Origin of the sequence: Micromonospora halotolerans, assembly GCF_032108445.1 — a bacterium.
Classification (GTDB): Bacteria; Actinomycetota; Actinomycetes; order Mycobacteriales; family Micromonosporaceae; genus Micromonospora; species Micromonospora halotolerans.
In genome coordinates this window covers 700,598-719,929 of record NZ_CP134876.1, presented here as the reverse complement: position 1 = coordinate 719,929, position 19,332 = coordinate 700,598, and the positions used below count along the sequence as shown (strand labels likewise).

Sequence of the window (19,332 nt, the reverse complement as noted above, 5' to 3'; positions counted from 1 at the left end):
GGCGGGAGCGGCGCGGTGGTCGGGCAGAAAGCGTGGCCGGTGCTGGACGGCGCGTGGCGGGTGGCCCAGGGTGAGTGCTGCCTCACGCCTGTCCACACCAGTCTCCGGAGCTGCCAGTGACCCCACCCTCGGCCCTCACGCGCCGTGTGCTCGTGGCCCTCGCCGCCGTCGCGCTCACCGCCGCCGGACTGGCTCCGGCCGGTCCCGCCGCCGCCGCGCCCGGCCACACCACGCTGGTCAGAGCGACGCCCTCCACCGCCTCGCCGGACATCATGGACGGCACGGTCGACGCCATCCACGACGCCGGCTCCAAGATCATCGTGGCCGGCTCGTTCACCCGGGTGCAGAACCGCGGGTCCGACGCCGACATCACCCGCAACTACCTGCTCGCCTTCGACAAGGCCACCGGCACGGTGGACACGGCCTTCGCGCCGACCGTCGACAACGAGGTGTACGCGGTGGTCGCCGGGCCCACCGCCGGGACGGTCTTCGTCGCCGGCAAGTTCAACACCGTCAACGGGGTGACCCGGCGCAAGGTGGCCCTGCTCAACGTCGCCACCGGCGCGGTGGTCACCAGCTTCGCCGGGCCGGCGTTCAACGGGCTGGTCAACGACATCGCCCTGGTCGGCGGGCGGCTGCTGGTGGGCGGCATCTTCACCACGGCCGGCAACCCCAACCCGCGCGGCGGCCTCGCCTCGCTCAACGCGAGCACCGGCGCGGTGGACGGCTACCTCACCACGACGCTCACCGAGCACCACAACTACGACGGGGTCAGCGGCTCCAACGCCGGCGTCGGGGCCGAGAAGCTGGCCGTCTCACCGGACGGCACGAAGCTCGTGGTGATCGGCAACTTCAAGAAGGCCGACGGGGTGCTGCACGACCAGATCGTCAAGCTGGACCTCGGCGCCACGGCGGCCACCGTGGCCGACTGGAACACCAGCCGGTACACCCCGCGCTGCGCCTGGTGGGCGTTCGACTCGTACATGCGGGACCTCGCGTTCGCCCCGGACGGCAGCTACTTCGTGGTGGTGACCACCGGCGCGCCCAACGGCGGCACGCTCTGCGACGCCGCCGCCCGCTGGGAGGCCGGCGCCACCGGCACGGACCTCCAGCCCACCTGGGTCGACTACACCGGCGGCGACACCTACCTCTCCGTCGGCATCAGCGAGCAGGCGGTCTACGTCGGCGGCCACTTCCGCTGGTTGAACAACAGCTTCGGCGGCGACTCCGCCCAGGCCGGCGCCGTGGGCCGGCCCAGCATCGCGGCCCTCGACCCGCGCACCGGGCTGCCGCTGTCCTGGAACCCCGGCCGGCACCCGCGCGGCATCGGCGCCTCCGAGATTCTGGTCACCCCGGCCGGCCTCTGGGTCGGCTCGGACACCTCGTGGATCGGCAACTTCCAGTACCGGCGGGAGCGGATCGCGTTCTTCCCGCTGACCGGCGGCGCGGCGCCGCACCCGACCACCACGGCCACCCTCCCCGGGAACGTGTACCAGGCCGGGGTCCCGGCGCCGACGAACGTGCTGTACCGGGTCAACGCGGGTGGTCCCCTCGTCGCCTCGACGGACACCGGACCGGACTGGGCGGCCGACGACGGCGGCAGCCCCAGCCCGTACCACAACGCCGGCAGCAGCACCGCCGGCTTCGCGCCGGTCGGCGGCGTCGACGCCACCGTGCCGGCCGGCACCCCCGCCGCGCTCTACAGCGACGAACGCTGGGACCCGGCCGGCGACGCGGAGATGAGCTGGCAGTTCCCGGTGCCCACGGGCACCGAGGTGCAGGTCCGGCTCTACCTGGCCAACCGGTACGACGGCACGGCCGCCCCCGGCTCCCGGGTCTTCGACGTCGCCGTGGAGGGCGCGACCGTCCTGGACGACCTCGACCTGTCCGCCGCGGTGGGCCACAACGTGGGCACCATGCGGGCGTTCACCGTGGTCAGCGACGGCTCGGTCGGCGTCGACTTCCAGCACGTGGTGGAGAACCCGCTGGTCGACGGCATCGAGATCGTCAAGACCGGCGCCCCGCCCGCCGGCACCGGCAACGAGGTGCAGCTCCGGTCGTACGACGGGGTCGCCACGGTCGGCGCGGCCGCCCCGGTGGCCGTGCCGGACGGCACCGCCTGGTCCACCGCGCGGGGTGCGTTCTGGGTCGGCGGCACGCTCTTCTACGGGATGAACGGGTCGCTGTGGCGGCGCACCTTCGACGGGTCCACCTTCGGCGCCGCGTCGGCCGTCGACCCGTACCACGACGCCTACTGGGACGCGGTGGAGACGGACTCCGGCCCGGCCGGTCAGACGTACGCCGGGGTGACCAGCAACTTCTATCCCGAGATCCCCAACGTCACCGGCATGTTCTACAGCGGCGGCCGGCTCTACTACACCCTCGCCGGGCAGGGCGGCCTGTTCTGGCGCTGGTTCACCCCGGACAGCGGCGTGGTGGGCGCGGAGAAGTTCACCGTCACCGGGGCGAGCGGCTTCGCCGACGCCGGCTCGGTCTTCCTGGCCGGCGGCACCCTCTACAAGGTCAACCGCGGCACCGGCGAGCTGTCGGCCACCGACTGGGCGGACGGTGCGCCGGCCGCGGCGTTCACCGTGCGCAGCGGCCCGGCCGTGGACGGCGTCGACTGGCGGGCGAAGGCGGTCTTCGTCGGCCCGTGACCCCGGGCCCCCCATCCGGCCCGGCCCCGCCACGCGGGGCCGGGCCGGCCTTGTCCCCGCCGCCGGGTGATGACATGATCAGCGGCGTCAGCCGAGGTGTGGAAGGGGGTGCGGCCGATGTCCACCATGAACAGTCCCGCGCCCCGCAGTCCCCGCTGACCGTCCTCACTCCGGCGGGGCGCACTCCGATCCAGGAGGAAGCACCGTGAGTGCACAGATCCACTGCGTCACCGTCGAGAGCGACGACCCGTACGTCCTGGCCAGCTGGTGGGCGCGGGCGCTCGACCGGAAGCTGAACGACGACGACCACCCGGGCGACCCGGAGGCGGTCCTCGCCGCCCCCGACGGCCACGGCCCCGACCTGCTCTTCGTCTCCGTGGGCGAGCGGCACGGCAAGGGCGCGTTCCACCTCGACGTGCACGCGGCCGAGGGAACCCGGGACGAGGAGGTGGCCCGCCTGCGCGACCTCGGGGCCACCCTGGTCGACGACCGGCGCCGGCCGGACGGCACCGGCTGGGTGGTCCTCGCCGACCCCGAGGGCAACGAGTTCTGCGTCTGCCGCAGCCCCGCCGAGCGGGCCGCCTCGGCCTGACCGGTGAAACGGAAACCGGGCCCCCGCCGGCCGGCGGGGGCCCGGTGCACCGGGTCGGCGGGGACTAGTCCCGCTTCTCGATCTCGCCGCGCATGGTCACGAACTCCTGCTGGATCTCGGTCGCGGACTTGAAGTAGACCACCACCATGCCCAGGCTGCCCTTGTCGACCCAGAGGCACACGGCCACCGGGACGCCCTCGGCCGTGCCGTCGCCACACTTGGCCTCGCCGCCCAACGGGCCGGCGTCGACCGTCTTGAACTCCTTGGTGCCGAGCTGCGGCGTGATCGCCGTGGTGGCGTCCGCCATCTCCTTCTGCGGGTCGGCAATGACACCGGACGCGCCGGCGATCATGACCAGGTCCTTCTTCTTCGGATCGCCGTAGAACGCGCCGGCCGTGCTGGTGGCGTTCGGGACGTCCTTGGCGATCTCGGACTTCATCTGGGTGGCGGCCGTCTGGAGAGCCGGGTCGTTCACCTTGGCCCGACCGGCCAGCGTGGGGGGCTCGACCAGGCGGGTCTTGGTCGCCTGGACGACCTCACCGACCTCGTCCTTGGCGGCGAACCAGATGGCGACGCCGCCGCCCACGCACAGCACCAGCACGACGGCCAGCACGATGAGCAGGATCTTGCCGACGCTCGACTTCTTCTTCGGCGGCAGCGGGGCCGGGGCGCCGTAGCCGGGCTGACCGGCCTCCGGGTAGCCGCCGTACTGCTGGCCGGGCTGGCCGCTCTCCGGGTAGCCGCCGCCGTACTGGGGCTGCTGCTGGGGAGCCGGCGGGTAACCGCCGCCGTACTGGGGCTGCTGCTGCGGCGGCGGCTGGTAGCCGCCGGGCTGCTGCGGGGGCGGGGGGTAGGAACCGGGGTAGGGATTGGACGGCGGCTGGGACATGTTTTGGCAGCTCCTGCTGAGAAGTGCGGACGCGTGATCGTAGCCAGCCGCACCGACAGCGCACCGTCCGGCCACCGACGACGTGACGAAACCGGAACCGGGTCGTGACCGCGCCGGCCGCCCGGTGTCCGCGGGGTGTCCGGCCGGTGGCCGGTTTCCGATCCGGAAACGACCGATCGCGGTGGCCGGACCGTCCCGGGGGGACGGTCGGCCACCGCGATCGTGGGGGAGCGGCGGTGGGGATCAGCCGCGCAGGCTGGCGACCCCGCGCGGGAGGAAACGCCGGCCGGTGACCCGCTCGGCGGTGCCGGTCCGGTCCAGGTACGGCGTGACGCCGCCCAGGTGGAACGGCCAGCCGGCGCCGAGAATCATGCACAGGTCGATGTCCTGCGCCTCGGAGACGACGCCCTCGTCGAGCATCAGCCGGATCTCCTCGGCGAGCGCGTCCAGCGCGTTCTGCCGGACCTGCTCGGCGGTGAGCGGCTGATCGCCGACCACGAGCAGCTTGGCGACCTCCTCGTTGACCTGGTCGTCGACCACGATCGGCTGGCCCGAGTCGGCGATCCGCTTGAGGTTCTCGCTGACGCCGAAACGGTCCGGGAACGCGGTGTGCAGGGTGCCGCCCACGTGGTAGGCCACGGCCGGGCCGACCAGCTGGAGCAGGGCGAGCGGGCGCATCGGCAGGCCCAGCGGGTCCAGCGCGCTGTTCGCCACGTCCAGCGGGGTGCCCTGGTCGACGGCGGCGAAGACGGTGCCGAGGAAGCGGGTCAGCAGCCGGTTGACCACGAACGCCGGGGCGTCCTTGACCAGCACGCTGGACTTCTTCAGCTGCTTGCCGACCGCGAACGCGGTCGCGAGGGTGACGTCGTCGGTCCGCTCGCCGCGGACGATCTCCAGCAGCGGCAGCACGGCGACCGGGTTGAAGAAGTGGAAGCCGACCACCCGCTCCGGGTGCTCCAGGTCGGCGGCCATCTCGGTGATCGACAGGCTGGAGGTGTTGGTGGCGAGCACCGCCTCCGGCTTGACGATCTTCTCCAGCTCGGCCCAGACCTGCTTCTTGACGTTGAGGTCCTCGAACACCGCCTCGATGACGAAGTCGGCGTCGGCGAAGACGGACTTGTCGACCGAGCCGCTGACCAGCCCGTACAGCTTGGCCGCGGTGCCCTTGTCCATCCGGCCCTTGGTGACGGCCTTCTCGATCTGGGTGTGCACGTAGCCGACGCCCTTGTCCACCCGGGACTGGTCCAGGTCGGTCATGACGACCGGCACCTGGAGGCGGCGGGCGAAGAGCAGGGCGAGCTGGCTGGCCATCAGGCCGGCGCCCACGATGCCCACCTTGGTGACCGGCCGGGCCAGGCCCTTGTCCGGCGCGCCGGCCGGCCGCTTGGCCCGCCGCTGCACCAGGTCGAAGGCGTACAGGCCGCTGCGCAGCTCCTCGGAGAAGACCAGGTCGGCCAGCGCCTCGTCCTCGGCCGCGGTGCCGGCCGCGAAGTCGGCGTCCTTCGCGGTCTCCAGCAGGTCCAGCGCCTTGTACGCGGCCGGGACCGCGCCGTGGAGCCGCTGGTCCAGGGTCTGCCGGGCGAAGTAGAGCACGCCCGCCCACATGTCCTTGTCGACCTCGGGACGGGTCACGGTGACCTCGCCCCGGACGACGCCGGCGGCCCACTCCAGCGACCGCTCCAGGAAGTCGGCCGGCTCCAGCAGCACGTCGGCGATGCCCATCTCCGCCGCCTGCTTCGGCTTGAGCATCTTGTTCTGCATCAGCGGGTTCTGCAGGATCACCTGCGTCGCGGCCGGGATGCCGATCAGGTTCGGCAGGAGCTGGGTGCCGCCCCAGCCGGGGACCAGACCGAGCGAGACCTCGGGCAGCGCCAGGGCCGCCGCGCCCGCCGACAGGGTCCGGTAGTGGCAGTGCAGGGCCAGCTCCAGGCCGCCGCCCATCGCCGCGCCGTTCACGAAGGCGAAGGTGGGGACGGTGCTGTCCTTGAGCCGGGCGAAGACCCGGTGGCCGAGCCGGCCGACCTCCAGCGCCTGCTCGCGGTTCTCCAGCGCCGGCAGGCTGGTGATGTCCGCGCCGACGCAGAAGATGTACGGCTTGCCGGTGACCGCGATGAACGCGGGGTCCGCCGCCAGGGCGGCGGTGATCGCCTCGTCCAGGCTGGTCAGGCCGCCCGGGCCGAAGCTGTTCGGCTTGGTGTGGTCGAAGCCGTTGTCCAGGGTGATGAGGGCGGCGGGACGGTCCAGCCCCGGTACGTTCACCTGGCGCAGCAGCGCCTTGGTGACGACCTCGTTCGGTGCGGCGAGGCTCACTTGTCTCCACCCTCCCAGTGCGGGTTCTCCCAGATGACGGTGCCGCCCATGCCGATGCCGATGCACATGGCGGTGAGGCCGTAGCGGACCTCGGGGTGCTCGGCGAACTGCCGGGCGAGCTGGGTCATCAGCCGGACGCCGGAGGAGGCGAGCGGGTGACCGATGGCGATCGCACCGCCCCACGGGTTGACCCGCGGGTCGTCGTCGGCGATGCCGAAGTGGTCGAGGAAGGCGAGCACCTGCACCGCGAAGGCCTCGTTCAGCTCGAACAGGCCGATGTCGTCGATGCTCAGGCCGGCGATGCGCAGCGCCTTCTCGGTCGACGGGATCGGGCCGACGCCCATGACCTCGGGCTCGACGCCGACGAAGCCGTACGACACCAGCCGCATGCCGATCGGCAGGCCCAGCTCGCGGGCGGTCTCCTCGGCGACGAGCAGGGCCGCGGTGGCGCCGTCGTTCAGGCCGGCCGCGTTGCCCGCGGTGACCTTGCCGTGCGGGCGGAACGGGGTCTTGAGGGTGGCGAGCTTCTCCAGCGAGGTCTCCCGGGGAGCCTCGTCGGTGGTGGCCAGGCCCCAGCCGGCCTCCGGGTCGCGGATCGCCACCGGCACCAGGTCGCCCTGGAGCTTGCCGTTGGCGTACGCCTTGGCGGTCTTCTGCTGCGAGGCGAGCGCGAACGCGTCGGTGCGCTCCTTGGTGATGTGCGGGACCCGGTCGTGCAGGTTCTCCGCGGTGGCGCCCATGACCAGCGCGGACGGGTCGACCAGCTTCTCCGCGATGATCCGCGGGTTGGGGTCGACGCCCTCGCCCATCGGGTGCCGGCCCATGTGCTCGACACCGCCGGCGATGGCCACGTCGTACGCGCCCACGGCGATGCCGCTGGCCACGGTGGTGACGGCGGTCATCGCGCCGGCGCACATGCGGTCGATGGCGAAGCCGGGCACCGTCTTGGGCAGGCCGGCCAGCAGGGCGGCGGTGCGGCCGATGGTCAGGCCCTGGTCGCCGATCTGGGTGGTGGCCGCGATGGCGACCTCCTCCACCTTCTCCGGCGGCAGCTGCGGGTTGCGCCGCATCAGCTCGCGGATGCAGCGGATCACCAGGTCGTCGGCGCGGGTGTTGGCGTACATGCCACCCGCCTTGCCGAACGGGGTGCGGACGCCGTCGACGAAGACGACATCGCGAACTTCACGGGGCACTTGGAGCCTCCTAGCCGGCACTGGCGTTTCCCCGGATGCTACTCGCCAGTAACCACCGCCGACACCACCCCCCGTGTGGTCAACCCCACACACCCCGCGAGCGCACCCGCCCGGTCGATCATGAAGTTGGCGGCGATGTCGATCTCCGAAACTGCCGCCAACTTCATGATCGACGCTGGGGTCGGGCGTCAGGAGGTCGGGAGGTGGAGGGCCTCGGTCAGGGCGGGGAGGAGGAGGGTGATCTGCCATTCGCGGGCGCCGAAGGTGCGCAGGGTCTCCGCGACCGTGTCGTCGGTGATCTCCTCGGGGGGCTGCCAGGCCAGGCGGCGGATGAAGTCCGGGGCGATCAGGTTCTCCGGCGGCAGGTTGTGGGCACCGGCCGTGCCGACCACCACCTCCCGGCAGCGGGCCAGCCGGCCGGCCGCCACCGGATCCCGCTCCGCCCACCGGTGCGGCGGCGGCGGACCCTCCACCACCGGGTTCACCGGCAGGGCGTCGTCCGGCAGCTGACGCGCGTCGTCCAGGGCCGCCAGCCAGGTACGCGCCAGCCGGCGCACCGAACGGCCACCGAAACCGGGAAGGGTCAGCAGGGTCTTCTCGTCCTTCGGGTCCAGCTCCGCGGCCGCCACGATGGCCGAGTCGGGCAGCACCCGGCCCGGTGCGGCGTCCCGCCGTGCGGCGATCTGGTCCCGCGCGTACCAGAGCGAGCGCACCCGGGCCTGGGCCCGCGCGCCACGCACCCGGTGGATGCCCGAGGTGCGGCGCCACGGCTCGGCGCGCACCCGGGGCGGGCGGGCGCCGTTGCGCACCAGCGCGGCGAACTCCTCCGCAGCCCACCCCGACTTGCCCTGCTTGGTCAACTCCTCGTCGAGCGCGTCGCGCAGGTCGACCAGCAGCTCCACGTCCAGTGCCGCGTAGGTCAGCCAGGACTCCGGCAGCGGCCGGCTCGACCAGTCCGCCGCGGAGTGGTGCTTCTCCAGGCTGTAGCCGAGCACCTGCTCGGTCAGCGCGGCCAGACCCACCCGCTCGAAGCCGGCCAGCCGGGCGGCCAGCTCGGTGTCGAACAGCCGGCGCGGGCGCAGGCCCAGCTCGGCGAGGCAGGCGAGATCCTGACTGGCGGCGTGCAGCACCCACTCCGCCCCGGCGATCACACCGTCGAGGGGGGTCAGGTCGGGCAGCGGCAGCGGGTCGATCAACGCCGTGCCGGAGCCCGCCCGGCGCAGCTGCACCAGGTAGGCGCGCTGGCTGTAGCGGTAGCCGGAGGCGCGCTCGGCGTCCAGGGCCACCGGGCCGGTGCCGGCCGCGAAGCGGGCCACGACCTCGTCGAGCTCGCTCGGAGTGGCCACCGGCGCGGGCGTGCCCTCGCGCGGGGCGGTCAGCGGGACGGGCCCGCCGGCGATGGGTTCGGTCCCCGCGTCCGCCGGCTCCGGCGTGGCCGAGGACGGATGCGGCGACGCCTCTTCCGTACGGCTTTCGGCGGCCCGACGGCGCAGGGGTGGTTCGTCGGTCACCTGACAACCCTAGTGCGCCGGGCGATCCGGTGTGCGCAGCCGGTCGGGCGCGTGTCGGGGGGATGTCCCACAGGTGTCGTGACCGGGTCGGGTTGCGCCGGGGTGGCAGGGTCGGACACCGGGGGAGACAAACCCCGTTCACGCAGGTACGGTCCATCGAGCCGCGGGCCGCGAGGGGTTGCCGGGCGGCGGTGCGGCCACGGGGGAGGACAGGGCGATCATGACGGGCGTCTACGGGGCCGGGGACGGCGTGCCGGCGCGGGGCGACGAGACCGCAGCCCCGGAGCGGGCCGGGACCGACCGGCCGGGGCCGCTGCCGCCGCGCATCGTCCCACCGACCGGCCACGCCACCGTTCCCGGCCAGCCGACCGGGCACCCCGCCGCGCCGACCCCGGGCCTCCCGGGCGCGCCCGCCGACGGCTTCCCGCCGACCGGGCCCGGGGCGGCCTACGGCTCCCCGCCCGCCGCCCCCGGCGCGGGCTTCGGCTCCCCGCCGGCCGCCTCCGGTCCCGCGCCCGCCGGTTTCGGCTCCGCGCCCGCACCCGCAGCCTCCGCACCCGCGGCCTCCGGCTCCGCGTCCCCTGGCTTCGGCGCGGCGCCCGGCGCGCCGGGCGCCGGCCAGCCGGGTGCCGGGGCCACGTGGTCGGCGGCGCCGAACAGCGGCCAGTGGGGCGGCCCGGCCGCACCGACTCCGCGCACCCCCGGCGGCTGGCCGCCCGCACCGCCGGGCGCCGTTCCGGCGCAGTTCGCCGGCCAGCCCGACGTCGCCGCACAACCGGCCCCGGCGTCCGGCCCGGCCTACCCCGGCCAGCCCACGTCCGGCCCGGCCTACCCGGGTCGGCCCACGTCCGGCCCGGCGTACCCCGGGCAGCCCACGTCCGGTCCGGCGTACCCGGGTCAGCCCACGTCCGGCCCGGCGTACCCCGGGCAGGCTTCCGGCGGGCCGCTGCCGGTGCCGCCCGCCGGGCAGCCCGAGCGGTCCGGGCAGGGGCGGCGGCTGCCGGTGGTGGCGCTCGTCCTGGCCGGGATCCTGGCGCTGGTGGCGGGCCTGCAGGCGTACCAGATCCACCGGCTGGACGACCGGCTCGCCGCCACCGACCGGCGGCTGGCCGAGGCGCAGGGCGCGGCCGCCGGCCGGCTCGACGGCCTGGAGGAGCGGGCGGGCGTCCTGGAGAAGCAGGCCGGGTCGGCGTTCAACCCGGAGGCCGTGGCGAGCGCGGTGCTGCCCAGCGTGTTCCGGGTCCGGGCCGGCCAGTTCACCGGCACGGCCTTCGCCATCGGCAAGGCTCCCTCCGGCGGCGGCACCACGCTGCTCACCAACTTCCACGTGGTGGAGGCGGTGTTCACCGCGGGCGACCGCAAGGTCTTCCTGGAGCGCACCGACCAGCGGTTCGAGGCGACCATCGTCGAGGTCGACAAGGACAAGGACCTCGCCCACCTGCGCACCACCGCGAAGTTCACCGGCCTGGTGGCGGCGCGTACCCCGGTCAAGTCCGGGCAGCAGATCGTGGTGGTCGGCGCACCGCTCGGCCTCCAGGACAGTGTGACCACCGGCGTGGTGAGCGCGTTCCGCAAGGACGAGGGCGGCTCCGGTCCGGTGATCCAGTTCGACGCGCCGATCAACCCCGGCAACTCCGGCGGGCCGGTGATCAACGGCTCGAAGGAGGTCGTGGGGATCGCCACCGCCAAGGCCCGGGACGCCGAGGGCATCGGCCTGGCGGTGCCGATCAAGACCGCGTGCGACCGGTTCAAGCTCTGCTGACCGGCGCGCCGCCGGCGGCTTGACCGCGTACCGCACCGTCGAGGCGTGGCCCCGACCACGCCGACCGCAGACCCCGGCCCTACGGGCCACCCCGCGGGGGACCAGCAAACCTGGAGGAAGAACCATGTCCCAGCCACCGACCGGAGCGGGCGGCTACCCGCCCCAGCCGCCGGGGGGCACCGTCTACGGCAGCCCGTACGGGGCGCAGCCGGAGCCCCCGCAGCACGAGGCGGCCCAGCCCGAACCCACCCTGCCGCAGCCCACCGCCCCGGTGCCCGGGCAGTACGCGCCGGGCGCCGCCCCGGTCCGGCCGCCGGGCGCCCCGTTCTCCGCGCCGGGCCACCCGCAGCCCATGTCGGCCCCGCCGACCTCCGTCCCGCCGGTCTCCGGCGCCGGCTCGGCACCCGGCTACCCGCAGCCGATGTCGGCCCCGCCGGGCTACCCGCAGCCCATGTCCGCCCCGCCGACCTCCGTCCCGCCGGTCTCCGGCGCCGGCTCGGCACCCGGCTACCCGCAGCGGATGTCGGCCCCGCCCGGCTACCCGCAGCCCATGTCCGCCCCGCCGGGTTACCCCATGTCGGCCCCGCCCGGCTCGGCGCCGCCCTACGGGGCGCCCGCGGCGGGTGGCGGCAAGGGGCGGGCCGCCCTGATCCTGGGCATCGTCGCCGGGCTGCTCCTGGTCCTCGGCGGCGTGATGACCGGCCTCTACGTCACCACCAACGGCAAGCTGCACAAGGCCGAGCAGCAGGTCAGCCAGCGGGACGGCACGATCACCGCGAACCGGCAGGAGATCGACAAGCTCAAGGGTGACCTCCAGACGGTCCGCGACCGGCTCGCCGACACCGAGCAGGACCTGACCGGCACCAAGAACGACCGGGACGAGCAGGCCCGCCAGAAGAAGGTCATCGGGAACTGCCTGGACAAGCTGACCGCGGCCATCGCGGCGGCGTCCCGGGGTGACAAGGCGGCCTTCGACGCCGCCAACAAGGGGTTGGACAAGGTCTGCGACGAGGCCGAGAACTACCTCTGACCGGGGTTCACGACGGGCCGCTCCGACCGGTCGGGGCGGCCCTCGTCGTGCCCGGGCACGACGATCGCGGCGGGCGCGGGGTCAGGCGGCGCCGGCGGGGCGGCGGGTGTGGAGCGCCGTGACGCCGGGTGGGGGGAGGCCGGCCGTCGAGGCGAGCAGGGTGCACCAGCCGAGCAGGTGCGGGGCCAGGTCGGCGCCGAGCGGCGTCCAGGAGGCGCGGATCTCGATGTCGCCCGCGGCGGGCGGCCCGGCCAGCTCGCCGAACCGGGTGGAGAGCGTCTGGGTGACGGTGCCGCCGATGGCCCGGTAACGCGCCTCCTGCGCGTCGAGGGCGTCGGTCAGCCAGGTCCAGCCCACGCCGGGCAGCAGCGGGTCGCTGGCCAGGTCGACCTCCAGCTCGGCGGTCACGTAGGTGACCAGCCGCAGGGTGCCCTGCCACGCCTCGTGCCCGGCCGGGTCGTGCAGCAGGATGAGCCGTCCGGTGGCCACCTCGTCGCCGTCGCGCAGCACGCCGGCGGAGAGCGCGAACGCGTAGGGGGCCAGGCGCTGCGGGGCGCCGACCTCCTCGAGCACGATCTCCGGGCGGCATGTCACCGATCGCAGCCCCGCGACCGCGCGGGCGAAGACTTCCGGGAGCGCGATCGGGGGGGCCATGACGGCAGCCTATGCCGCCCCGCGCCGCCCCGTGTGACGGCACGCCGGGCGGTCATCCCGATCTTGCGCCGGGATCGCGTGAGAAGGGGACACGTCGCTGCCGCAGGCGTCACCAAGGGCCTCTTCCTTTCACGTCACAAAAGGCGGCGGTGGTGGCGGGGGGTGTCCGGGCGCGTGGCACGATTGCCGCGATGACCACCGACACCACGGGCACTGCCGCCCGAGACGGAGAATCCCGCCGCGGCGGGCCGGCCGACTCGCCCTTCGTCCGCGCCTGCCGGCGCGAGCCGGGCCCGCACACCCCGGTCTGGTTCATGCGCCAGGCCGGCCGGTCGCTGCCGGAGTACCGCGACATCCGGGCCAACGTGCCGATGCTGGACTCCTGCCGCCGCCCCGAGCTGGTCCGGGAGATCACCCTCCAGCCGGTCCGCCGGCACGGCGTCGACGCGGCCATCCTCTTCAGCGACATCGTGGTGCCGGTGGCCGCCGCCGGGGTCGACCTGGACATCGTGCCCGGCACCGGCCCGGTGGTGGCCGAACCGGTCCGCACCGCCGCCGACGTCGAGCGGATCAACCCGATCGGCCGCGACGAGGTGTCGTACGTGGACGAGGCCGTGCGGCTGCTCGTCGCCGAGCTGGGCGACACCCCGCTGATCGGCTTCGCGGGCGCGCCGTTCACCCTGGCCAGCTACCTGGTCGAGGGCGGCCCGTCGCGGACCCACGCGAAGACCAAGGCGCTGATGTACGGCGACCCGGGGCTGTGGCACGCGCTCTGCGATCGGCTCGCCGAGGTGACGCTGGCGTTCCTGCGGGTGCAGGTCGACGCCGGGGTCTCCGCGGTGCAGCTCTTCGACTCCTGGGCCGGGGCGCTCTCCGAGGCGGACTACCGCCGCTACGTGCTGCCGCACTCGGCGTACGTGCTCGCCGGCCTGGCCGACGCGGGCGTGCCCCGCATCCACTTCGGGGTGGGCACGGCGGAGCTGCTCGGCGCGATGGGCGAGGCCGGCGCCGACGTGGTCGGCGTGGACTGGCGTACGCCGCTGGACGTGGCGACCCGCCGGATCGGCCCGGACCGGGCCGTGCAGGGCAACCTCGACCCGGCCGTGCTGCTCGCACCGTGGCCGGTGGTGGAGGCCGAGGTGCGCCGGATCCTCGACGAGGGGCGGGCCGCCCCCGGCCACGTGTTCAACCTCGGTCACGGCGTGCTGCCGGAGACCGACCCCGACGTGCTGACCCGGGTGGTCGCGCTGGTGCACGAGCTGTCCGCGCGGCCGGCCGCGTAGGGAGGGGACGACCATGGCGCGACCGTGGCGGGTGGCGATCGTCGGTGGCGGGATCACCGGGCTGGCCGCCGCCGTCCGGTTGCGCGACCGCGCCCCCGCCGGCACCGAGATCACCGTGTACGAGCAGTCCGGCCGCCTCGGCGGCAAGCTGCGCACCGGTGAGCTGGCCGGCGGGCCGGTCGAGTTCGGCGCCGAGTCGTTCCTGATGCGCGACCCGGCCGGCGGGGAGTCGGCCGTGGTGACCCTGGTCCGCCGGCTCGGCCTGGCCGGCGCGATCGTCCACCCCACCGTCGGGCAGGCGGCTCTGCTGGTCGACGGCGGGCTGCGCCCGGTCCCGGGCGGCACCCTGGTGGGCGTACCCGGGGATCTGGACCGGGTGGCGGCCGTGGCGCGGCCGGCCGCGGCGGCCGACCGGGACGGCGGCGCGCCGCTGCTCCCGCCGGACGCCGACGTGTCGGTCGGCGCGCTGGTCCGCGACCGGTTCGGCGACGAGGTGGTGGACCGGCTGGTCGACCCCATGCTCGGCGGCGTCTACGCCGGCCGGGCCGACGACCTGTCGCTGGTCACCACCATGCCGGCGCTGGCCCGCGCGGCCCGGGTCGAGCACACCCTGGTCGGTGCCGTCCGCGCCGCGCAGGCCGCCGCGCCCCGCGCCCCCGGTGCCCCGGTCTTCGGCACCCTGGCCGGCGGGCTGAGCACGCTGGTCGACGCGGCGGCGCGGGAGAGCGGGGCGACGATCCGCCGGGACGCCGCCGTGCGCGAGCTGCACCGCACCCCGACCGGCTGGCGCCTCACCGTCGGCCCCACCCGCGACGCGGAGGTCGTCGAGGCCGACGCCGTGCTGCTCGCCGTGCCGGCCCGCCCCGCCGCCCGGCTGCTCGCCGGCCCGGCCCCGGAGGTCGCGGCGACCGTCGGCGGGCTGGACTACGCCAGCGTCGCGCTGGTCACCATGGCCCTGCCCGAGCCGGAGCTGCCCGAGCTGTCCGGCTTCCTGGTGCCCGCCACCGAGGGGCTGCTCATCAAGGCGTCCACGTTCTTCACCACGAAGTGGGGGCACCTGCGCCGGCCGGACGGGCTCGCCCTGGTCCGCGCCTCGGTGGGCCGGTACGGCGAGGAGGCCTCGCTCCAGCTCACCGACGAGGACCTGGTCGCCACCGTGCACCGGGAGCTGTCGAAGGTGCTCGGCACGCCGCTGCCCGCGCCGGCGGCCCAGCACGTGCAGCGGTGGGGCGGCGCCCTGCCGCAGTACACCCCCGGCCACCTCGGCCGGGTGGCGGCGGTCCGGGCGGCCCTGCGGGCCGCCCAGCCGACGCTGGCCCTGGCCGGGGCCGGCTACGACGGCGTCGGCATCCCGGTCTGCGTCCGCTCCGGCGAGACGGCGGCCGAAGAGATCATCACTGCACTGGGAGGATCGGCAGCATGACGGAGCAGACCAACGCGGCCCGGCTGCGGGAGCTCAACGACACCATCCGCTACACCATGTGGTCGGTCTACCGGGCCACCAGCCCCCTCCCGTCGCTGCGCGAGAACGTCGTGGCCGAGGTCGAGTCGCTCTTCGAGGAGTTGGCCGGCAAGGACGTGACCATCCGCGGCACGTACGACGTGGCGGGCCTGCGGGCCGACGCGGACCTGATGATCTGGTGGCACTCGTCCTCCAGCGACGCCCTGCAGGACGCCTACCTGCGGTTCCGGCGCACGACGCTGGGCCGGGCGCTGACCCCCGTCTGGTCGCAGATGGCGCTGCACCGGCCGGCCGAGTTCAACAAGAGCCACATCCCGGCGTTCCTGGCCAACGAGGAGGCCCGCGCCTACCTCTGCGTCTACCCATTCGTCCGGTCGTACGAGTGGTACCTGCTGCCCGACGCCGAGCGGCGCGAGCTGCTGGCCGAGCACGGCAAGATGGCCCGGGGCTACCCGGACGTGCGGGCCAACACGGTCGCCTCGTTCGCGCTGGGCGACTACGAGTGGATGCTCGCCTTCGAGGCCGACGAGCTGCACCGGATCGTCGACCTGATGCGGGACCTGCGCGCCTCCGGGGCCCGCCGGCACGTGCGCGAGGAGATCCCCTTCTACACGGGCCGCCGCCGCTCGATCGCCGACTTCGTGACCTGCCTGGTCTGACCGTGCCCGGCCGGGGCCGCGAGCGGCGACCCCGGCCGGACGGCGGTCAGGCGACCGTGGTGCAGGAGTCGATCCCGGGCACCGGGTTGCTCGCGCCCGACGAGCCGACGAAGCCGAACGTGGTGCTCGCTCCCGCGGCGAGGGTGCCGTTGTAGGCGACGTTGCGGGCGGTGACCAGCGTCCCGTTGGTGCTCACCGTGGCGTTCCACGCCGAGCTGACCTGCTGGCCGTTGGCGTAGTTCCAGCTCACGGACCAGCCGCGGACCGGTGAACCGCCGTTGGTCACCTGCACCTCGGCCTGGAAGCCGCCGCTCCACTGCCCGGTGATCCGGTAGGTCGCCGTGCAGGCGCCGGCCGGGTTCGGCGTCGTGGGCGGGGTGGTCGTCGGCGGGGTCGTGGTCGGGGGCGGCGTCGTGGGCGGGGTGGTGGTGGGCGGCGGCGTCGTCGGCGGGGTGGTCGAGCCGCCGCCGAAGTCCACGTCGCTGCACAGGTAGTAGGACTGGTCCAGGTGGCTGGCCTGCCAGATGGTGTAGACGACGTGCCGGCCGGTCCGGCCCGGCGCGTTCGCCGGCACCTGGATCGACACGCCCTGCGTCTCCGGCGTCCACTGGCTGGCCGGGGTGTTGCCGATCTGGCCGACCAGCTCCAGGTCGCTCCAGCGCAGCGGCGTGGTGAGCGCGTTGTAGCCCTGCTTCGTCACGTACACCCGGATGTAGTCGGCGCCGTGGCTGGCCTGGTCGTAGAGCTTGATCCGGAAGTTGGTGGTCACCGGCGAGGTCTTCCAGGCGCCGACCGTGTCGAGGGCGTTGTAGCGCCCGCTGGCGGTGCGCCCGCCGCTGCACAGCTGGCCGTCCGGGATGGCGGCCTGGTGGTTGCCGGCGACGCCCTCCCGGAACAGGCCGTTCCAGTTCCACATGGCGTTCGGGTCGGCCTGCCAGGCCTGCCAGCACATCGGGTCCTGGGTGGCCATCGCCGGGTTCTGGAAGTCGCTACCCCAGCGCTGCCAGCAGCCGTAGTTGCGCGAGGCCGGGTCGACCACCGACCCGTGCGCCGAGGCCGGGCCGGACAGGGCGGTGGTGAGCAGCGCCGCGACGACCGCGCAGACGCTCAGGATCGCCGCCACGATCGGGACGCGGCGGCGGTGCGGAGTGGACATGGTGAGCCTCCGGGTGGGGATGTCGGTTGCACGACGCCCGGACGGTGCGGGAGTTGCCCCCTCCCGCGGCTCGCGTGGCGGCTCCGTTGGCACGCTGCCACAGGAAAGCGGTATCCGTCAATGTCCGCTCAGGCGGCGGCCCGGCCCTCCCGCCGCATCGGCGTGTGCGGGATCCCGTCCTCGACGTAGCCGGGGCCGCTGACCGTGAAGCCGTGGCCGGCGTAGAAGCCGACCAGGTGGGTCTGCGCCTCCAGCACGCACGGGCGGTCGCCCACCACCGCCAGGGCCTCGGTCATGAGCGCGCCGGCCAGGCCCGCGCCGCGGGCCGCCGGCGCCACCACCACCCGGCCGATCCGCGCCACCCCACCCGGGTCGGCCAGGATCCGCAGGTACGCCACCACGTCGCCGTCCCGGGTCAGCCAGAGGTGCCGGGTGCCGGGTTCGACGTCGCGGCCGTCCAGCTCCGGGTACGGGCAGGCCTGCTCGACCACGAACACGTCGATGCGCAGCCGCAGCAGGTCGTGGAAGGTGCGCGCGTCCAGCTCGGCGAAGGCGGCCAGGTGGGACTCGGTAGGCATTCCGCGATGGTAGGCCCGCCCCCGGAGCGCTTACGCGGGGCGGGCGCCGACCGCGTCGCGGATCTCGGCGCCCTGGTCGCCCTCGACCGCGCGGGCGCAGTGGGCGCTGCAGAAGAAGCGGCCGGAGACCTCGACGCCGTGCCCGACGATCTTGATCTGGCAGTGCTCGCAGATCGGCGCCATCTTGTGGATGGCGCACTCGAAGGAGTCGAAGGTGTGCGTGGCCCCGTTGACCGTGCGCACCTCGAACGCCATCCAGTAGTCGTTGCCGCAGACCTCACAGGTAGCCATACGAAACCTCCCGAAAACGGACCCGTCATCCCAGGGTCGGCGAGCGGACACGTCCCGGCAACCGAAACCGGCGAACCTGATCCGGCTCGACGGCGAGTCGCCCCCGGCGTGTCGCGCGTTAGACCTGGTGACCGCCTCGAACCTCGGAGGAACCCCCTTGATCAAGCGCAACAGGCTCTTCGGCAACCAGACCCGGGTCACCTTCTGCCTGCCCCGGGACACCCCGCCCGGCACGGTCAGCGTCGTGGGCTGCTTCAACGACTGGCAGCCCGGCCGGCACGAGCTGGTCGCCCGCCGGGACGGCACCCGCACGGTGACGGTGCGGCTCGGCCCGGGGGAGTACCGCTTCCGCTACCTGGCCACCGGCGGCGTCTGGCTGGACGACGAGTCCGCCGACCACGTCGACGACCGGGGCGGCACCCTCCGGCTCTGACCGGCCGTCAGCGGCCGCGGGCCTGCCGGACCGCGAGCACGAGCGGCAGCAGCGGGACGAAGATCCACAGCTGGCGCGGCGTGTAGTGGCGCAGTTCGGCGGGGACGTCGACGCCGGCCAGTTCCCGCGCCAGCGCGCCCCGGCGGCTCAGGGTGACCGCGTGCAGCGCCAGCGGCACGTAGTTCAGGCCGACCAGCGCCAGGTAGACGCCGAGGGCGGTCCGGACCGGACCGCCCCCGTGCGCCGCCCAGAGTCCGAGCGCGACGCAGCCCACCACGCCGACCACGAACTCCGCCAGGATCACCCAACGCCGGACCGGCGAGCCGACCGAGCCGTACATGTCCACGGCGGCGAGCCGCCGTACGTCGAGATGGGGCATGACCCCATCAGTAGCGTGGCCGGGCAAACGGCCGTCTCAGGAGCCCTTCGGCTCCAGCCGGACCGAGATCGAGTTCACGCAGTGCCGGGTGTCCTTCGGGGTGAAGCCCTCGCCCTCGAAGACGTGCCCCAGGTGGCTGTCGCAGCGGGCGCAGCGGATCTCGACCCGCCGCATCCCGAGGGTGTTGTCGGGGATCTCCTTGACCGCACCGGGGATGGCGTCGTCGAAGCTCGGCCAGCCGCAGTGCGAGTCGAACTTGTCCTCACTGCGGAACAGCTCGGCTCCGCAGGCCCGGCAGTGGTAGACGCCGGGGGTCTTCGTGTCGACGTATTCGCCGGTCCAGGGCCGCTCGGTGCCGGCCTCGCGGAGCACCCGGAACTCCTCCGGGCTCAGCCGGACCCGCCACTCGTCCTCGGTGCGGGGCAGTTCATTGTCGGAAAGACTCACCGGTCAACGGTACGTCGGCCGTCGGTGGCATCGCATAGGGTCGCCC

The 19,332-nt window shown here is 74.3% G+C and carries 18 protein-coding genes; 8 read left to right on the top strand and 10 right to left on the bottom strand.

Going from position 1 to position 19,332, the window contains the following annotated elements; all coding sequences use genetic code 11:
• The first annotated feature begins 116 nt into the window (after window positions 1-116).
• On the top strand, window positions 117-2,657 hold the full coding sequence (locus RMN56_RS03265; RefSeq protein ID WP_313722369.1) for a malectin domain-containing carbohydrate-binding protein: 2,541 nt from the start codon (window positions 117-119) through the stop codon (window positions 2,655-2,657).
• A gap of 205 nt (window positions 2,658-2,862) precedes the next feature.
• Window positions 2,863-3,249, top strand: a complete 387-nt coding sequence (locus tag RMN56_RS03260) for a VOC family protein (RefSeq protein WP_151465015.1) — start codon at window positions 2,863-2,865, stop codon at window positions 3,247-3,249.
• 64 nt (window positions 3,250-3,313) lie between these two features.
• On the opposite strand, the gene RMN56_RS03255 is transcribed toward RMN56_RS03260, so the two are convergent.
• From RMN56_RS03255 to RMN56_RS03240, 4 genes are all read right to left on the bottom strand, one after another.
• The gene (locus RMN56_RS03255) at window positions 3,314-4,138 is read right to left on the bottom strand and encodes a hypothetical protein (protein WP_313722368.1); all 825 of its coding nucleotides are present in this window, start codon (window positions 4,136-4,138) and stop codon (window positions 3,314-3,316) included.
• A gap of 243 nt (window positions 4,139-4,381) precedes the next feature.
• A complete protein-coding gene (locus RMN56_RS03250; protein WP_313722367.1) occupies window positions 4,382-6,448 on the bottom strand; it encodes a 3-hydroxyacyl-CoA dehydrogenase NAD-binding domain-containing protein in 2,067 nt (688 codons plus the stop codon).
• The gene (locus tag RMN56_RS03245) at window positions 6,445-7,641 is read right to left on the bottom strand and encodes a thiolase family protein (protein ID WP_313722366.1); all 1,197 of its coding nucleotides are present in this window, start codon (window positions 7,639-7,641) and stop codon (window positions 6,445-6,447) included. Before RMN56_RS03245 ends, RMN56_RS03250 begins: the two co-directional genes overlap by 4 nt.
• A 188-nt stretch (window positions 7,642-7,829) precedes the next feature.
• Window positions 7,830-9,152 (bottom strand): ribonuclease D, encoded by a 1,323-nt coding sequence (locus RMN56_RS03240; RefSeq protein WP_313722365.1) that lies wholly within the window; start codon window positions 9,150-9,152, stop codon window positions 7,830-7,832.
• Between the two features lie 220 nt (window positions 9,153-9,372).
• Between RMN56_RS03240 and RMN56_RS32600 the strand changes: the two genes are divergently transcribed.
• Window positions 9,373-10,914 (top strand): S1C family serine protease, encoded by a 1,542-nt coding sequence (locus RMN56_RS32600; RefSeq protein ID WP_376787268.1) that lies wholly within the window; start codon window positions 9,373-9,375, stop codon window positions 10,912-10,914.
• Window positions 10,915-11,038: 124 nt separating this feature from the next.
• Window positions 11,039-11,944, top strand: a complete 906-nt coding sequence (locus RMN56_RS03230; RefSeq protein WP_313722364.1) for a hypothetical protein — start codon at window positions 11,039-11,041, stop codon at window positions 11,942-11,944.
• Between the two features lie 81 nt (window positions 11,945-12,025).
• Here RMN56_RS03230 and RMN56_RS03225 read toward each other — a convergent pair whose 3' ends face one another.
• Window positions 12,026-12,598 (bottom strand): DUF3000 domain-containing protein, encoded by a 573-nt coding sequence (locus RMN56_RS03225; RefSeq protein WP_313722363.1) that lies wholly within the window; start codon window positions 12,596-12,598, stop codon window positions 12,026-12,028.
• Window positions 12,599-12,789: 191 nt separating this feature from the next.
• On the opposite strand from RMN56_RS03225, the gene hemE reads away from it, so the two are divergent.
• The 3 genes from hemE to hemQ are packed head-to-tail and all read left to right on the top strand — an operon-like array spanning window position 12,790 to window position 16,002.
• Window positions 12,790-13,881 carry a uroporphyrinogen decarboxylase gene (gene hemE / locus RMN56_RS03220; protein WP_313722362.1) on the top strand — a complete coding sequence of 364 codons (1,092 nt, stop codon included), beginning with the start codon at window positions 12,790-12,792 and terminating at the stop codon, window positions 13,879-13,881.
• A gap of 13 nt (window positions 13,882-13,894) precedes the next feature.
• Window positions 13,895-15,304: a protoporphyrinogen oxidase gene (gene hemG / locus RMN56_RS03215; protein ID WP_313722361.1), complete on the top strand. Its 1,410-nt coding sequence runs from the start codon at window positions 13,895-13,897 to the stop codon at window positions 15,302-15,304.
• Window positions 15,301-16,002 (top strand): hydrogen peroxide-dependent heme synthase, encoded by a 702-nt coding sequence (hemQ, locus tag RMN56_RS03210; RefSeq protein ID WP_313722360.1) that lies wholly within the window; start codon window positions 15,301-15,303, stop codon window positions 16,000-16,002. The genes hemG and hemQ overlap by 4 nt, the downstream gene beginning before the upstream one ends.
• Window positions 16,003-16,048: 46 nt before the next feature.
• On the opposite strand, the gene RMN56_RS03205 is transcribed toward hemQ, so the two are convergent.
• The 3 genes from RMN56_RS03205 to RMN56_RS03195 all read right to left on the bottom strand — a co-directional run bounded on the left by RMN56_RS03205 (window position 16,049) and on the right by RMN56_RS03195 (window position 18,027).
• Entirely contained in the window at window positions 16,049-17,158 is a 1,110-nt protein-coding gene (locus RMN56_RS03205) for a lytic polysaccharide monooxygenase auxiliary activity family 9 protein (protein ID WP_313722359.1), read from the bottom strand.
• 128 nt (window positions 17,159-17,286) lie between these two features.
• A complete protein-coding gene (locus tag RMN56_RS03200; RefSeq protein ID WP_313722358.1) occupies window positions 17,287-17,736 on the bottom strand; it encodes a GNAT family N-acetyltransferase in 450 nt (149 codons plus the stop codon).
• Between the two features lie 30 nt (window positions 17,737-17,766).
• Window positions 17,767-18,027 (bottom strand): metallothionein, encoded by a 261-nt coding sequence (locus RMN56_RS03195; protein WP_313722357.1) that lies wholly within the window; start codon window positions 18,025-18,027, stop codon window positions 17,767-17,769.
• Window positions 18,028-18,184: 157 nt separating this feature from the next.
• On the opposite strand from RMN56_RS03195, the gene RMN56_RS03190 reads away from it, so the two are divergent.
• Window positions 18,185-18,460, top strand: a complete 276-nt coding sequence (locus RMN56_RS03190; protein WP_313722356.1) for an isoamylase early set domain-containing protein — start codon at window positions 18,185-18,187, stop codon at window positions 18,458-18,460.
• Window positions 18,461-18,467: 7 nt separating this feature from the next.
• Here RMN56_RS03190 and RMN56_RS03185 read toward each other — a convergent pair whose 3' ends face one another.
• Together RMN56_RS03185 and msrB are read right to left on the bottom strand one after the other, a co-directional pair.
• On the bottom strand, window positions 18,468-18,839 hold the full coding sequence (locus RMN56_RS03185) for a hypothetical protein (protein WP_313722355.1): 372 nt from the start codon (window positions 18,837-18,839) through the stop codon (window positions 18,468-18,470).
• Window positions 18,840-18,875: 36 nt separating this feature from the next.
• A complete protein-coding gene (msrB, locus tag RMN56_RS03180; protein ID WP_313722354.1) occupies window positions 18,876-19,286 on the bottom strand; it encodes a peptide-methionine (R)-S-oxide reductase MsrB in 411 nt (136 codons plus the stop codon).
• Window positions 19,287-19,332: the final 46 nt, after the last annotated feature.

Bases quoted from the DNA above. Each gene is read 5' to 3' on its own strand.
- RMN56_RS03255 (WP_313722368.1), bottom strand. From the start codon at position 4,138: ATGTCCCAGCCGCCGTCCAATCCCTACCCCGGTTCCTACCCCCCGCCC.
- RMN56_RS32600 (WP_376787268.1), top strand. From the start codon at position 9,373: ATGACGGGCGTCTACGGGGCCGGGGACGGCGTGCCGGCGCGGGGCGAC.
- RMN56_RS03230 (WP_313722364.1), top strand. From the start codon at position 11,039: ATGTCCCAGCCACCGACCGGAGCGGGCGGCTACCCGCCCCAGCCGCCG.
- RMN56_RS03225 (WP_313722363.1), bottom strand. From the start codon at position 12,598: ATGGCCCCCCCGATCGCGCTCCCGGAAGTCTTCGCCCGCGCGGTCGCG.
- hemE (WP_313722362.1), top strand. From the start codon at position 12,790: ATGACCACCGACACCACGGGCACTGCCGCCCGAGACGGAGAATCCCGC.
- hemG (WP_313722361.1), top strand. From the start codon at position 13,895: ATGGCGCGACCGTGGCGGGTGGCGATCGTCGGTGGCGGGATCACCGGG.
- hemQ (WP_313722360.1), top strand. From the start codon at position 15,301: ATGACGGAGCAGACCAACGCGGCCCGGCTGCGGGAGCTCAACGACACC.
- RMN56_RS03205 (WP_313722359.1), bottom strand. From the start codon at position 17,158: ATGTCCACTCCGCACCGCCGCCGCGTCCCGATCGTGGCGGCGATCCTG.
- RMN56_RS03200 (WP_313722358.1), bottom strand. From the start codon at position 17,736: ATGCCTACCGAGTCCCACCTGGCCGCCTTCGCCGAGCTGGACGCGCGC.
- RMN56_RS03195 (WP_313722357.1), bottom strand. From the start codon at position 18,027: ATGGCTACCTGTGAGGTCTGCGGCAACGACTACTGGATGGCGTTCGAG.
- RMN56_RS03185 (WP_313722355.1), bottom strand. From the start codon at position 18,839: ATGCCCCATCTCGACGTACGGCGGCTCGCCGCCGTGGACATGTACGGC.